We start from the raw sequence: 14,055 nt of genomic DNA, 5'->3' as shown, positions 1-14,055 counted from the left end.
CCAGCCCAAAGTAACCAAAGGGCTCTTGCCCCACCACTCGGCACCTCGCCTAGGCTCGGTGTGCCCGAACACAGGCTTGAATCCGTGGGCCGCCGCCACGCGCCATCCATGGCGCGGGGCGGCTAACCCGGCGTCCTGCCGGGTTACCCACGAATTCAAGCCTGCGTTCGGCCAGCGTGGTTTAACGGGGCGCCTGAGATCAAGATCACAAGCAGATCAAGATCAAGAGCGGCTCGCTTCGCATCGTGATTACCTATGGTCATCGCAGGCAAGCCACACATTTTGACTGTATCTACAGATTAAGGGTCAGGCTAACTGTGAAGTTGCGCGGCTCACCCGGGTTGACCCAATAGTTGCTGTAGGACCGCTCGTAGTACTTTTCATTGAACAGGTTGTTGAGGTTCAGCCCCACCGTCACATTCTGCGTAGCCTTGTAATGTGCCAGCAAATCCACGGTGTGGTAGGCGGGCAGTTCGAAGCCCGTGCCGGCTTCGCCTGAGCGGTCACCTACATAGGTGAACGCTGCGCCCAGGTCTGAGCCACGCAACGCGCCTTCCTGGAACTCATACACGCCCAACACACTGCCACTGCGCTTGGCCACGCCCAGAATGCGGCTGCCCGTAGGAATGGTTTTGTCGCCCTTGGTCACTTCAGCGTCGATGTAGGCCAAGGCGCCGATCACGCGGACTGCGTCGGTCACTTGCCCGGTTACTTGCAGATCGAACCCCTGGCTGCGGGCCTTGCCCATGGCGCGGTTGAGGTTGGTCGCCGGGTCCAGGGTCAGCACGTTTTCCTTTTCGATATGAAAGGCCGCCAGGGTAGCGCTGAGGCGGTCGTCAAACAGCTCGCTCTTGACCCCCACCTCATAACCCACGCCTTCTTCGGGCTTGAAGGACTTGCCAGCGGCATCCAGGCCGCTATTGGGCTTGAACGACGTGGAGGCGTTGGCAAACACGCCGACTTCTGGCGTGAGCTGGTAGAGCAGGCCGGCGCGCTGAGTGAAGGCGTCGTGGGTTTGGCGGCCCTTGGCGTGGTTGCGGGTGAAGTCGTCGGTGCTTTGTTCGAAGTGTTCGAAGCGCGCACCGATCATACCGCGCAGGCGGTCGGTGAAGATGATCTGGTCTTGCAGGTTGAGTGCGTGGCTTTTGGTCTGTTCGAAGAAGTCGGTACCGGAGCGTTTGCCGTTGGGTTTGGGCTGGCCGTACACCGGCTTGTAGATGTCGATGGGATAGTCGCCAGCGATCGCCGTCACACGCTCTTTCTTACGGTAATCCTCGTACTCGGTACCGATCAACAGTTCATGTTGCCAACTGCCCATATCGAACACCCCACGCAGTTCCAGCTGGGTGATGCTGTCATGCCAACCGGTGGAGCGTTCACGGTAGCGGCGATTGACGCTGTGGCCGTCTGCGTTCAACGCTCGGCTTTCCGAAGCATCGCCCCACAGGCTGCCTTGCTTGTAATGGCTGGCCAGGCGCAGTTTCCAGGCGTCGTTGAGGTGGTGTTCCAACGCCGCCTGAATGCGGTTGTTGTGGTTGCGGATATTGCCGTCGTTGGGCTCGCCGAGGAAGGTGGAATGGGACATGCCGGTATTGGCGACGATGCCTCGGTCGAAGGTGGAGCTGTGGCGCACGAACTCACTTTCCACCAGCAGGGTGGTGTCCGGGTCCAGTTGCCAACTGAAGGAGGGCGCGACAAACACACGCTTGGCGTCCACGTGATCGCGAAAGCTGTGGTTGTCTTCAACGGCCAGGTTCACTCGCGTCAGCACGCGCCCCTCGCTGTCCAGCGGCGTATTCACATCCAGCGCCGTGCGGTAGCGGTCCCAACTGCCTGCGCTGGTTTGCAGCGTGGTGAAGGCCTCGGGCTGGGGTTTCTTGGTGACGATATTTACCGTGCCGCCGGGATCGCCACGCCCATACAGGCTGGCGGCGGGGCCCTTGAGCACTTCAATGCGCTCGATATTCGCCGCGTCCGGGGTACTGGGGTAACCACGGTTGGCGCTGAAACCATCCTGGTAGAACTCGGACGTGGTGAAGCCGCGCACGCTGTATTCGTAGAGGGTCAGGCCGCCGAAGTTGTTTTGCTTGGATACGCCGCCAGCGAATTCCAGGGCGCGCTCCACGCTGGTACTGCCCAGGTCTTTGAGTACCGTGGCAGGAATCACGCTGATCGATTGCGGGATGTCGCGCAAGGCCGTGTCGGTCTTGGTCGCACTGGCAGAGCGGGTGGCGCGGTAGCCGTCGACCGGGCCGGTGGCGGATTCATAGGCGTCGGAAGTGACGCTGATGGTGTCCAGTTCCAGGGTGTTTTCTTCGGCGTAGGCAGGGTCGAGCAGCAAACCCAGGGCCAGGCCGGCCAAGGGCACAAACTTTCGAGACGGCATGATAGAGCGTTCCAATAGCGATATTGAAACAATATAACATGCCTAATGAGAATGAATCGCTAAGAAATGTAGCCTTACCAGCGCCCGCGAACGGGCGCTAGGATCGCGACGGTTATTGCTCTTCTTTCACTGGCGCGGTCGCCGGTGGTGGGCGCAGTCCGATTTCCGCCGACAGTTTGATCTCCTTGCCGTTGCGCATCACCAGGATCGCCACCTTGTCGGTCGGCTTGATCCGCGCCACTTGGTTCATCGACTTGCGGCCATCACCCGCCGGGGCGCCGTCGATGCTGAGGATCACATCGCCCAGTTGCAGGCCGGCTTTCTGCGCCGGGCCGTCGCGGAAGATCCCCGCTACCACGATGCCTGGACGCCCGGTCAGGCCAAATGACTCGGCCAGTTCCTTGGTCAAGGGCTGTACCTCAATGCCCAGCCAGCCGCGAATCACCTGGCCGTGCTCGATGATCGACTTCATCACTTCCATCGCCAGCTTCACCGGGATCGCAAACCCAATGCCCTGTGAGCCGCCGGACTTGGAAAAAATCGCGGTGTTGATGCCAGTCAGGTTGCCATTGGCGTCCACCAGCGCACCGCCCGAGTTGCCGGGGTTGATCGCGGCGTCGGTCTGGATGAAATCTTCGTAGCTGTTAAGGCCCAACTGGTTACGCCCGGTGGCGCTGATGATGCCCATGGTCACCGTTTGCCCCACCCCGAACGGGTTGCCGATGGCCAGCGCCACATCGCCCACGCGCAAACCGTCGGAGCGGCCGAGGGTGATGGCCGGCAGGTTCTTCAGATCAATTTTGAGTACCGCAAGATCAGTTTCCGGGTCGCTGCCCACCACGCGGGCCAGGGTTTCGCGGCCGTCACGCAGGGCCACCACGATCTGGTCGGCGCCCGTGGTCACATGGTTGTTGGTGAGGATGTAGCCCTCGGGGCTCATGATCACGCCGGAGCCGAGGCTGGATTCCATGCGGCGCTGCTTGGGGCCGTTGTCACCGAAGTAGCGGCGAAATTGCGGGTCTTCAAACAACGGATGCGCGGGCTTGTTGATGACCTTGGTGGTGTACAGGTTGACCACCGCAGGGGCCGCGATGGTGACCGCGTCGGCATAGGTGACCGGGCCCTGGACCACCGTGTTGGTCTGCGGCGCCTGTTGCAGGTTCACATCCAGTGTGGGCAGGCCCACCCACTGGGGATAACGCTGGATAATCAGCATCGCGATCAGCACGCCAGCCAACAATGGCCATCCAAAAAAACGCAGTGCCTTGAGCATCAAGTAAGTCCTGACAGGTTGCAGGGGGCGGGAGAGCGCCCATAATGTCGCGCATTATACGAGGCTGTGACGCCTGCGAACGGGATATTTAGGAGTCTTTTATGGCCGTGCCCCTTACTACCCTCGTCGAGGAAGCCGACCGCTACCTCGGCAGCGCCAAAATTGCCGATTACTGCCCCAATGGCCTGCAGGTCGAGGGCCGGCCCCAAGTGATGCGCATCGTCAGCGGCGTGACCGCCAGCCAAGCCCTGCTGGACGCCGCCGTCGAAGCCAAGGCCGACCTGGTGCTGGTGCACCACGGTTACTTCTGGAAGGGCGAAAACCCGTGCATCACCGGCATGAAGCAGCGCCGTCTCAAAACCCTGCTCAAGCATGACATCAGCCTTCTGGCCTACCACTTGCCCCTGGACCTGCACGCCGATGTCGGCAACAACGTGCAACTGGCTCGCCACCTGGATATCAACGTCGAAGGCCCGCTGGACCCCGGCAACCCAAAAATCGTCGGCCTGGTCGGCTCCCTGGCCGAGCCCTTGTCACCTCGTGACTTCGCCCGTCGCGTGCAGGACGTGATGGGTCGCGAACCGCTGCTGATCGAAGGCAGCGAGATGATTCGCCGCGTCGGCTGGTGTACCGGTGGCGGCCAGGGCTACATCGACCAGGCGATTGCCGCGGGTGTCGATTTGTACCTGAGCGGTGAAGCGTCCGAACAGACCTTCCACAGCGCCCGGGAAAACGACATCAGCTTCATCGCCGCCGGCCATCACGCCACCGAACGCTACGGCGTGCAGGCCTTGGGCGACTACCTGGCGCGGCGCTTTGCCCTGGAGCATCTGTTCATCGACTGCCCCAATCCGATCTAAAGCACAGCATTGAACACTGTGGGAGCTGGCTTGCCTGCGATACAGGCACCGCAGCCATTCAGGCTCACCGAGGTGAGGCCATCGCAGGCAAGCCAGCTCCCACACTTACAGTGTTAAAGCCCAAACTGGCCGGCATATTCATATATCGTTTCGGTCTAGCTGGCGCCCTAAATAGAAGAAGTTGCTGTGCTAGCATGCCTCGCTCGAACACGGCCCGCTGGCCGTCCATAAGATCGTTTTTCCGTGAGTAACCATGGTCGACAAACTGACGCATCTGAAACAGCTGGAGGCGGAAAGCATCCACATCATCCGCGAGGTCGCCGCCGAGTTCGATAACCCGGTGATGCTCTACTCGATCGGTAAAGACTCCGCCGTGATGCTGCACCTGGCACGCAAGGCCTTCTTCCCGGGCAAACTGCCATTTCCGGTGATGCACGTCGACACTCGCTGGAAATTCCAGGAGATGTACAAGTTCCGCGACAAGATGGTCGAGGAGCTGGGCCTGGACCTGATTACCCACATCAACCCCGATGGCGTGGCGCAGAACATCAACCCGTTCACCCACGGCAGTGCCAAGCACACCGATATCATGAAGACCGAGGGCCTCAAGCAGGCGCTGGACAAGCATGGTTTCGACGCAGCATTCGGCGGTGCCCGTCGCGATGAAGAGAAATCCCGTGCCAAAGAGCGCGTGTATTCGTTCCGCGACAGCAAGCACCGTTGGGACCCGAAGAACCAACGCCCGGAGCTGTGGAACGTCTACAACGGCAACGTCAACAAGGGCGAGTCGATCCGCGTGTTCCCGCTGTCCAACTGGACCGAGCTGGACATCTGGCAGTACATCTACCTGGAAGGCATCCCGATCGTGCCGCTGTACTTCGCCGCCGAGCGCGACGTGATCGAGAAGAACGGCACGTTGATCATGATCGACGACGACCGCATCCTTGAGCACCTGTCCGACGAAGACAAAGCCCGCATCGTCAAAAAGAAAGTACGTTTCCGCACCCTTGGCTGCTACCCGTTGACGGGCGCGGTGGAGTCCGAAGCCGAGACGCTGACGGACATCATTCAGGAAATGCTCCTGACGCGAACTTCCGAGCGCCAGGGCCGTGTCATCGACCACGATGGTGCAGGCTCGATGGAAGATAAAAAACGTCAAGGCTATTTCTAAGGGGCTGTCATGTCGCATCAATCTGATTTGATCAGCGAGGACATCCTCGCCTACCTGGGCCAGCACGAGCGCAAAGAAATGTTGCGCTTCCTGACCTGCGGCAACGTCGACGACGGCAAGAGCACCCTGATCGGGCGCCTGCTGCACGACTCCAAGATGATCTACGAGGATCACCTGGAAGCCATTACCCGCGACTCGAAAAAGTCCGGCACCACCGGTGACGATATCGACCTGGCGTTGCTGGTCGATGGCCTGCAGGCCGAGCGTGAGCAGGGCATCACTATTGATGTTGCCTATCGCTATTTCTCCACCGCCAAGCGCAAATTCATCATCGCCGACACACCCGGCCATGAGCAGTACACCCGCAACATGGCCACTGGTGCGTCCACCTGTGACCTGGCGATCATCCTGATCGACGCCCGCTATGGCGTGCAGACCCAGACCCGTCGCCACAGCTATATCGCCTCGTTGCTGGGTATCAAACACATCGTGGTGGCCATCAACAAGATGGACATCAACGGCTTTGACCAAAGCGTATTCGAGTCGATCAAAGCCGATTACCTGAAGTTCGCCGAAGGTATCGCATTCAAGCCAAGCACCCTGGCCTTCGTGCCGATGTCGGCGCTCAAGGGCGACAACGTGGTGAACAAGAGCGAGCGTTCGCCCTGGTACACCGGGCAGTCGCTGATGGAGATCTTGGAGACTGTCGAGATCGCCAATGATCGCAACTACACCGACCTGCGTTTCCCGGTGCAGTACGTCAACCGCCCGAACCTGAACTTCCGTGGGTTTGCCGGCACCCTGGCGAGTGGCATCGTGCACAAGGGCGACGAAGTGGTGGTATTGCCGTCGGGCAAGAGCAGCCGCGTCAAATCCATCGTCACCTTTGAAGGTGAGCTGGAACACGCAGGCCCAGGCCAGGCTGTGACCTTGACCATGGAAGACGAGATCGACATCTCCCGTGGCGACCTGTTGGTGCATGCCGACAACGTGCCGCAAGTGACCGACGCCTTCGACGCCATGCTGGTGTGGATGGCCGAAGAACCGATGCTGCCGGGCAAAAAATACGACATCAAACGCGCCACCAGCTACGTGCCGGGTTCCATCACCAGCATCGTGCACCGCGTGGACGTAAACACCCTGGCCGAAGGCCCGGCGAGTTCGCTGCAGCTCAACGAAATTGGCCGGGTCAAGGTCAGCCTGGACGCCGCCATCGCCCTGGACGGTTACGACAGCAACCGCACCACCGGCGCGTTCATCGTGATCGATCGTTTGACCAACGGCACGGTCGCCGCGGGCATGATCATCGCGCCACCGGTGGGTCATGGCGGCGCTGCGCAGCACGGCAGCCTGGCGCATGTCGCCACCGAAGAGCGCGCCCTGCGTTTCGGCCAGCAGCCGGCCACGGTGTTGTTCAGCGGCTTGTCGGGCGCTGGCAAGAGCACTCTGGCCTATGCGGTCGAGCGCAAGCTGTTCGACATGGGCCGTGCGGTGTTCGTACTGGACGGCCAGAACCTGCGTCACGACCTGAACAAAGGGTTGCCGCAGGACCGTGCCGGGCGTACCGAGAACTGGCGTCGTGCGGCTCATGTGGCGCGTCAGTTCAACGAAGCCGGCCTGCTGACCCTGGCAGCCTTCGTTGCGCCGGATGCCGAAGGCCGTGAACAGGCCAAGGCGCTGATTGGTGCGGACCGACTGCTGACCGTCTACGTGCAGGCATCGCCGTTGGTGTGCGCCGAGCGTGACCCGCAAGGTTTGTACGCGGCTGGTGGGGATAACATCCCTGGCGAATCCTTCCCGTATGACGTGCCGTTGAATGCCGACCTTGTGATCGACACCCAGGCGTTGTCGCTGGAAGACAGCGTCAAGCAAGTGCTGGAACTGTTGCGTCAGCGCGGCGCGATCTAAGCTTTATTGCCGCACAAAAAAGCCCGCCACCGGTTACCCGGTGGCGGGCTTTTTACATATTCTCAAATGTGGACTCGGTCAATGTGGGAGCTGGCTTGCCTGCGATAGCAGACTGTCAGTTTATTGAAACTTAGCTGATCCACCGCTATCGCAGGCAAGCCAGCCCCCACATTAAATTGCATCCACATGTTGATCAGCGGCTGGCCGGAAAGTCTTTGTGCAGCTGTTCCAACAATGCATCCTTGTCTTGCCACAACTGGTTGATCCAGCCCTGGAACGCCAGTCGATATTCCCCATCCTGCTCATAATTCTTGCCGATGAATTCGGCCGGTATCTGCACCTCTTCAAAGTGCACCACCACGTCCTTCACGTTACCGCACAGCAAATCCCAATAACCTGGGCGCCCGGCGGGGTAGTGGATGGTCACATTGATCAGTGACTTGAGCTGCTCGCCCATGGCATCCAGCACAAACGCAATGCCGCCCGCCTTGGGTTTAAGCAGGTAGCGAAACGGTGACTGCTGCTGCGCATGCTTGCTCGGCGTAAAGCGTGTGCCTTCAGCAAAGTTGAAAATCCCCACGGGGTTGTCGCGAAACTTCGCACAGGTCTTGCGCGTGGTTTCCAGGTCTTTGCCTTTCTTCTCCGGGTGCTTCTCCAAATATGCCTTGCTGTAGCGCTTCATGAAGGGAAAGCCCAGTGCCCACCACGCCAGGCCAATCACCGGGACCCAGATCAGCTCTTGCTTGAGGAAGAACTTCAGGGGGCGAATGCGCCGATTGAGCACGTACTGCAACACCATGATGTCGACCCAGCTCTGATGGTTGCTGGTCACCAGGTACGAGTGTTGGTAGTCCAGGCCCTCAAGGCCAGTCAGGTGCCAGCGCGTACGGCGCACCAGGTTCATCCAGCCCTTGTTGTTGGTAACCCAGGCTTCGTGGGTGTGGTTCATCAGCCATTCGCTCAGGCGCTTGGCGAACGGCAGCGCCTTGAACAGCGCCACGATAAACAGGAACGAACACAGCAGGATCGTGTTCAGCGCCAGCAACAGCGAAGCGATCACCCCGCGCACGGCGGCAGGTAGAAAATCCAGCATTTAGATATCCATGGGTCGGTTGGCGGCTTGGATCGCCGTCAGGGCGATGGTGTACACGATGTCGTCCACCTGGGCGCCACGTGGCAGGTCATTGACCGGTTTGCGCAGGCCCTGAAGCATCGGCCCCAGGCTCACGCAATCGGCGCTGCGTTGTACGGCTTTGTGGGTGGTGTTGCCGGTGTTCAGGTCCGGGAATACAAAGACGGTGGCCTTGCCCGCCACCTGGCTGTTGGGCGCCAGTTGTCGGGCGACGTTTTCGTTGGCGGCGGCGTCGTATTGCAACGGGCCGTCGATCAGCAACGAACTTTGTTGTTCGTGGGCGAGCAGGGTGGCTTCGCGGACTTTTTCCACCTCCTCGCCGCTGGCCGAGTCACCGCTGGAGTAGCTGATCATCGCCACCCGTGGCGTGATGCCGAACGCCGCCGCCGAGTCGGCGCTTTGCAGGGCGATTTCCGCCAGTTCCGCAGCGCTTGGGTGCGGGTTCATCACGCAGTCGCCGTACACCAGCACCTGCTCGGGGAACAGCATGAAGAACACCGACGACACGAGGGTGCAGCCCGGCGCGGTCTTGATCAGCTGCAGCGCCGGGCGAATGGTGTTGGCGGTGGAGTGAATCACGCCGGAGACCAGGCCATCCACTTCGTCGAGGGCGAGCATCATGGTGGCGATCACCACGGTGTCTTCCAGTTGCTGCTCGGCCATGGGCGCGTTGAGGCTTTTGCTCTTGCGCAAGGCGACCATTGGCTCCACGTAGCGTTGGCGAATCAGGTCGGGGTCGAGAATCTCCAGGCCTTCGGGCAGGTCGATACCCTGGGCGCGGGCGACTGCCTCCACATCCGCAGGCTTGGCCAACAGCACGCAACGGGCAATGCCGCGGGCCTGGCAGATCGCGGCGGCCTGTACGGTCAGCGGCTCGCTACCTTCGGGCAACACGATGCGTTTGTTGGCGGCCTGGGCGCGTTGGATCAACTGGTAACGGAACACTGCCGGCGACAGGCGCATCTCCCTTGGCGTGCCGCAGCGCTGGTGCAGCCAGCGCGCATCGAGGTGGCTGGCGACGAAGTCGGTGATGATTTCCGCACGCTCGCGGTCATCGATAGGGATTTCCTTGTTGAGGCTATTGAGCTGGTTGGCGGTGTCATAGGAGCCGGTGCTCACCGACAACACCGGCAACCCGGCCTGGAAGGCGCCTCGGCACAGATCCATGATGCGTGGGTCGGGCAGGGTGTCGCTGGTCAGCAGCAGCCCGGCCAGCGGCACGCCATTGATGGCGGCCAGGCTGACGGCGAGGATGATGTCATCGCGATCTCCCGGGGTTACCACCAACACACCGGGTTTGAGCAGCTCGACAGTGTTACGCATGGTGCGCGCGCAAATGATGATCTTGGTCATGCGCCGGCTTTCGTAGTCGCCGGCGTTGAGGATCTGCGCGCCCATCAGGTCGGCCACGTCGCGGGTGCGCGGGGCATTCAGCTCGGGTTGGTAGGGGATGCAGCCGAGCAGCCGGAAATCACCGCTGCGCAACAGCGGCGAATGCTCTTTGAGGCGCGCCGAGAAGGCTTCCATGCTTTCGTCGGTGCGTACCTTGTTGAGAATTACGCCCAGCACTTTCGGGTCTTTGGGGCCGCCAAACAGTTGGGCCTGCAATTCCACACGGCCGGAAAGCTCGGTGAGCACTTCATTTTCCGGCGCCGAGACCAGGATCACTTCCGCGTCCAGGCTCTTGGCCAGGTGCAGGTTGACCCGTGCCGCGTAGCTGGCGCTGCGGGTCGGCACCATCCCTTCGACGATCAGCACGTCTTTGCCTACGGCTGCCTGTTGGTAAAGGGTGATGATCTCTTCGAGCAACTCATCGAGCTGGCCGTCGCCGAGCATGCGCTCTACGTGAGCCAGGCCCAGGGGCTGCGGCGGTTTCAGGCCGTGGGTGCGCGCCACCAGCTCGGTAGAGCGTTCCGGCCCGGTATCGCCAGGGTGTGGCTGGGCAATGGGTTTGAAAAAGCCGACTTTCAGGCCGGCCCGTTCCAGTGTGCGCACCAGCCCAAGGCTGATGGAGGTCAGACCCACACCAAAATCGGTGGGCGCGATAAAAAAAGTCTGCATGCGAATTCTCTGGAGGTGCATGGCTTGGGTGGCGCTCTATGGGTGAGTGCCTACCGCGAATCAGGCGCCAAGGTTATCGTTATTCGTGCCCTTGCGCACACCAGCCGCACGCAAAGGCCTGGCCTATTTTTTCAAGGCGTTGCGCGGGGTCGAGCACCCAGGCGCGTGACTGCCAGGGCGGCTGGTGGCGCAGGTGCTGGGTGTGGCCGCAAGACAGCTCGGCCACCCAGTGCCCATCGTCGTCCTGATGAAAACCTGTGATCGTGACCGTTGATCGGCCCCGTCCGTCCGGGTTCCGTTCGCTTTCGGGCAAATCCTTGTTTAGACTTGTCCGTTCTTCATTCTTATGCAAAAGGTCTCGCCCCATGACGATCGCCGCTAACAAGGCTGTCTCCATCGACTATACCCTGACCAACGACGCTGGTGAGGTCATCGACAGCTCCGCCGGCGGCGCGCCGCTGGTTTACCTGCAAGGCGCAGGCAACATCATCCCGGGCCTGGAAAAGGCTCTGGAAGGCAAGAACGTCGGTGACGAACTGACTGTCGCCGTAGAACCTGAAGATGCCTACGGCGAATACTCCGCCGAACTGGTCAGCACCTTGAGCCGCAGCATGTTCGAAGGCGTTGACGAGCTGGAAGTGGGCATGCAGTTCCACGCTTCCGCGCCGGACGGCCAAATGCAGATCGTCACCATCCGCGACCTGGACGGCGACGACGTTACCGTTGACGGCAACCACCCTCTGGCTGGCCAGCGCCTGAACTTCCAAGTGAAGATCGTGGCCATCCGCGACGCTTCCCAGGAAGAAGTGGCTCACGGCCACGTCCACGGTGAAGGCGGTCACCACCATTGATTGTGGTTTGATCAATCGGTAGCAAAAACGCCCCGACTGGTTCGGGGCGTTTTTTTTTGCCTGAGCCCATTGTAGGAGCGAGCTTGCTCGCGAAAAACCTGAGAGCCCCGCTGGACGCCAGGCTTCCCGCGTCATCGTTAACGATCTTCGCGAGCAAGCTCGCTCCTACAGTTTTCAGGGGCAAACAAAAATGCCCCGGACCTTTCGGTACGGGGCATTTCTTAACTGTTACACAGCCTGGGCTGCGTTGCAGTTGTTACCACTTAGGCTGCAGCAGGAACGCTCAGAGCCTTGATGTGGCCATTCAGGCGGCTCTTATGGCGAGCGGCCTTGTTCTTGTGGATGATGCCTTTATCGGCCATACGGTCGATAACAGGCACAGCCAGAACGTAAGCTGCTTGAGCTTTTTCAGCGTCTTTGGTGTCGATGGCTTTGACTACATTCTTGATGTAGGTGCGAACCATGGAACGCAGGCTGGCGTTGTGGCTGCGACGCTTCTCAGCCTGTTTTGCACGTTTTTTGGCGGAAGGTGTGTTGGCCACCGTCGAGCTCCTCGAAAGACTTTTTAGGAAATAGCAAACAAAATAGGCCGCGAATCATGCCGATGACTTGACGGGTTGTCAAGGGCGGCTGATGCGAACTGCTGAGTGGTCGATCTGAAGAGGCGGGTGATTTATTTCCGGCGCTTGACCTGTAAACTCGCGAGCTTTGGCTCTGTGCTGTTGCAGGCGCGCAGTATCGCATAAGTGGGCGCGTAGTTCGCCTGCTCTTTATCTATAGGCGCAAACTCTTTCAATGAATCTGCTCAAATCGTTGGCTGCGGTCAGCTCTATCACGATGATTTCCCGGGTATTGGGGTTCGTGCGCGACACCCTGCTGGCCCGCATCTTTGGCGCCAGCATGGCCACCGATGCCTTCTTTATTGCCTTTAAACTGCCCAACCTGTTGCGGCGGATCTTTGCCGAAGGCGCGTTTTCCCAGGCGTTCGTGCCGATTCTGGCCGAATACAAGACCCAGCATGGCGAGGAGGCGACTCGTACGTTCATCGCCTACGTCTCGGGTTTGCTGACGCTGGTGCTGATGCTGGTAACCATCGTCGGGATGCTCGCCGCGCCCTGGGTGATCTGGGCCACGGCGCCCGGTTTTGCCAACACGCCGGAAAAGTTCGCGCTGACCACTGATCTGCTGCGGGTGACCTTTCCTTATATATTGCTGATTTCCCTGTCTTCGCTCGCCGGGGCGATCCTCAATACCTGGAATCGTTTCTCGGTACCGGCCTTTGTGCCGACCTTGCTGAACGTCAGCATGATTATTTTTGCGCTGTTCCTTACCCCGTATTTCGATCCACCCGTCATGGCCCTGGGATGGGCGGTGCTGGCCGGCGGGCTGGCACAGTTGCTGTACCAACTGCCACACCTGAAGAAAATCGGCATGCTTGTACTGCCGCGCTTGAACCTCAAGGATTCCGGCGTCTGGCGCGTGATGCGCAACATGCTGCCGGCGATCCTCGGGGTGTCGGTCAGTCAGATTTCCCTGATCATCAACACCGCGTTCGCCTCGTTGCTGGTGTCCGGCTCGGTGTCGTGGATGTACTACGCCGACCGCCTGATGGAATTGCCATCCGGTGTGCTGGGCGTGGCGTTGGGCACGATCCTGCTGCCGACCCTGGCGCGTACATACGCCAGCAAGGATCGCCAGGAATACTCACGCATACTCGATTGGGGCCTGCGCCTGTGCTTTCTGCTGGTGTTGCCGTGCGCCCTGGCCCTGGGCATCCTCGCCGAGCCGCTGACGGTCTCGCTGTTTCAATACGGGCAGTTCGACGCCCATGACGCCTTGATGACCCAGCATGCGTTGGTCGCCTACTCTGTCGGCCTGCTCGGCATTATCGTGATCAAGGTGCTGGCGCCCGGCTTCTATGCCCAGCAAAACATCCGCACGCCGGTGAAAATCGCGATTTTTACCCTGGTTGTCACGCAACTGCTCAACCTGGTGTTTATCGGCCCGTTGGCCCACGCCGGCCTGGCCTTGGCGATCAGCGCGGGGGCATGCATAAACGCAGGTCTGCTGTTTTACCAATTGCGCAAAAAACAGATGTACCAGCCGCAGCCAGGCTGGGGGGTGTTTGCGCTCAAGTTGCTGGTGGCGGTAGCAGCGATGTCGGTTGTGCTGTTTGGCCTGATGCACATCATGCCGGCCTGGGGCCAAGGCAATATGCTGGAGCGCTTCATGCGCCTGGGCGCATTGGTAGTGGCGGGCGTGGTGGTGTACTTCGGGATGTTGCTGTTGCAGGGTTTCCGCCTGCGTGATTTCAATCGCAAGTCGTTGGGATAGAGAGTTTGCCGCGATAAAACGGTTGTTTTATCGATTCGATCCATTTGGCCTGCGCTGTTGCCTGTCGTCCGGGGCTGGG

Annotated in this window: 11 protein-coding genes; 5 read left to right on the top strand and 6 right to left on the bottom strand. The window is 60.3% G+C overall.

Annotation, left to right across the window (positions count from 1 at the left end; genetic code table 11):
- Nucleotides 1–292 precede the first annotated feature (292 nt).
- Both AC1RAC_RS22660 and algW read right to left on the bottom strand, forming a co-directional pair.
- Nucleotides 293–2,386, bottom strand: a complete 2,094-nt coding sequence (locus AC1RAC_RS22660) for a TonB-dependent siderophore receptor (protein ID WP_127881494.1) — start codon at nt 2,384–2,386, stop codon at nt 293–295.
- Between the two features lie 112 nt (nt 2,387–2,498).
- A complete protein-coding gene (gene algW / locus AC1RAC_RS22655) occupies nt 2,499–3,659 on the bottom strand; it encodes a Do family serine endopeptidase AlgW (RefSeq protein WP_057977380.1) in 1,161 nt (386 codons plus the stop codon).
- Between the two features lie 101 nt (nt 3,660–3,760).
- Here algW and AC1RAC_RS22650 point away from each other — a divergent pair, with 101 nt between their 5' ends.
- From AC1RAC_RS22650 to cysN, 3 genes are all read left to right on the top strand, one after another.
- The gene (locus tag AC1RAC_RS22650) at nt 3,761–4,519 is read left to right on the top strand and encodes a Nif3-like dinuclear metal center hexameric protein (RefSeq protein WP_492617005.1); all 759 of its coding nucleotides are present in this window, start codon (nt 3,761–3,763) and stop codon (nt 4,517–4,519) included.
- A gap of 253 nt (nt 4,520–4,772) precedes the next feature.
- Nucleotides 4,773–5,690, top strand: coding sequence for a sulfate adenylyltransferase subunit CysD (cysD, locus tag AC1RAC_RS22645; RefSeq protein WP_003171640.1), 918 nt, complete (start codon nt 4,773–4,775; stop codon nt 5,688–5,690).
- 9 nt (nt 5,691–5,699) lie between these two features.
- Complete coding sequence (cysN, locus tag AC1RAC_RS22640) at nt 5,700–7,598, top strand: sulfate adenylyltransferase subunit CysN (RefSeq protein WP_003188392.1); 1,899 nt, start codon at nt 5,700–5,702, stop codon at nt 7,596–7,598.
- A 193-nt stretch (nt 7,599–7,791) separates the two neighbouring features.
- Here cysN and yihG read toward each other — a convergent pair whose 3' ends face one another.
- The 3 genes from yihG to AC1RAC_RS22625 form a co-directional block, all read right to left on the bottom strand.
- Complete coding sequence (gene yihG, locus AC1RAC_RS22635; RefSeq protein WP_492617004.1) at nt 7,792–8,691, bottom strand: 1-acylglycerol-3-phosphate O-acyltransferase, YihG family; 900 nt, start codon at nt 8,689–8,691, stop codon at nt 7,792–7,794.
- Nucleotides 8,692–10,791, bottom strand: a complete 2,100-nt coding sequence (gene pta / locus AC1RAC_RS22630; protein ID WP_003188396.1) for a phosphate acetyltransferase — start codon at nt 10,789–10,791, stop codon at nt 8,692–8,694.
- A gap of 79 nt (nt 10,792–10,870) precedes the next feature.
- On the bottom strand, nt 10,871–11,158 hold the full coding sequence (locus AC1RAC_RS22625; RefSeq protein WP_102666761.1) for a DUF3565 domain-containing protein: 288 nt from the start codon (nt 11,156–11,158) through the stop codon (nt 10,871–10,873).
- Between AC1RAC_RS22625 and AC1RAC_RS22620 the strand changes: the two genes are divergently transcribed.
- Nucleotides 11,157–11,642: an FKBP-type peptidyl-prolyl cis-trans isomerase gene (locus AC1RAC_RS22620; RefSeq protein ID WP_003188398.1), complete on the top strand. Its 486-nt coding sequence runs from the start codon at nt 11,157–11,159 to the stop codon at nt 11,640–11,642. The two genes, AC1RAC_RS22625 and AC1RAC_RS22620, sit on opposite strands and share 2 nt — an antisense overlap.
- Nucleotides 11,643–11,905: 263 nt before the next feature.
- Here the strand turns inward: AC1RAC_RS22620 and rpsT are convergent, their stop codons facing one another.
- A complete protein-coding gene (gene rpsT, locus AC1RAC_RS22615; protein WP_003188401.1) occupies nt 11,906–12,184 on the bottom strand; it encodes a 30S ribosomal protein S20 in 279 nt (92 codons plus the stop codon).
- A gap of 253 nt (nt 12,185–12,437) precedes the next feature.
- Here rpsT and murJ point away from each other — a divergent pair, with 253 nt between their 5' ends.
- Complete coding sequence (gene murJ / locus AC1RAC_RS22610) at nt 12,438–13,976, top strand: murein biosynthesis integral membrane protein MurJ (protein ID WP_054919406.1); 1,539 nt, start codon at nt 12,438–12,440, stop codon at nt 13,974–13,976.
- Nucleotides 13,977–14,055: the final 79 nt, after the last annotated feature.

The organism is Pseudomonas sp. GW823-FHT02F05 (genome assembly GCF_058797315.1).
Note: the sequence above shows the minus strand (reverse complement) of the source record. Positions and strands in the feature narration are given on the sequence as shown.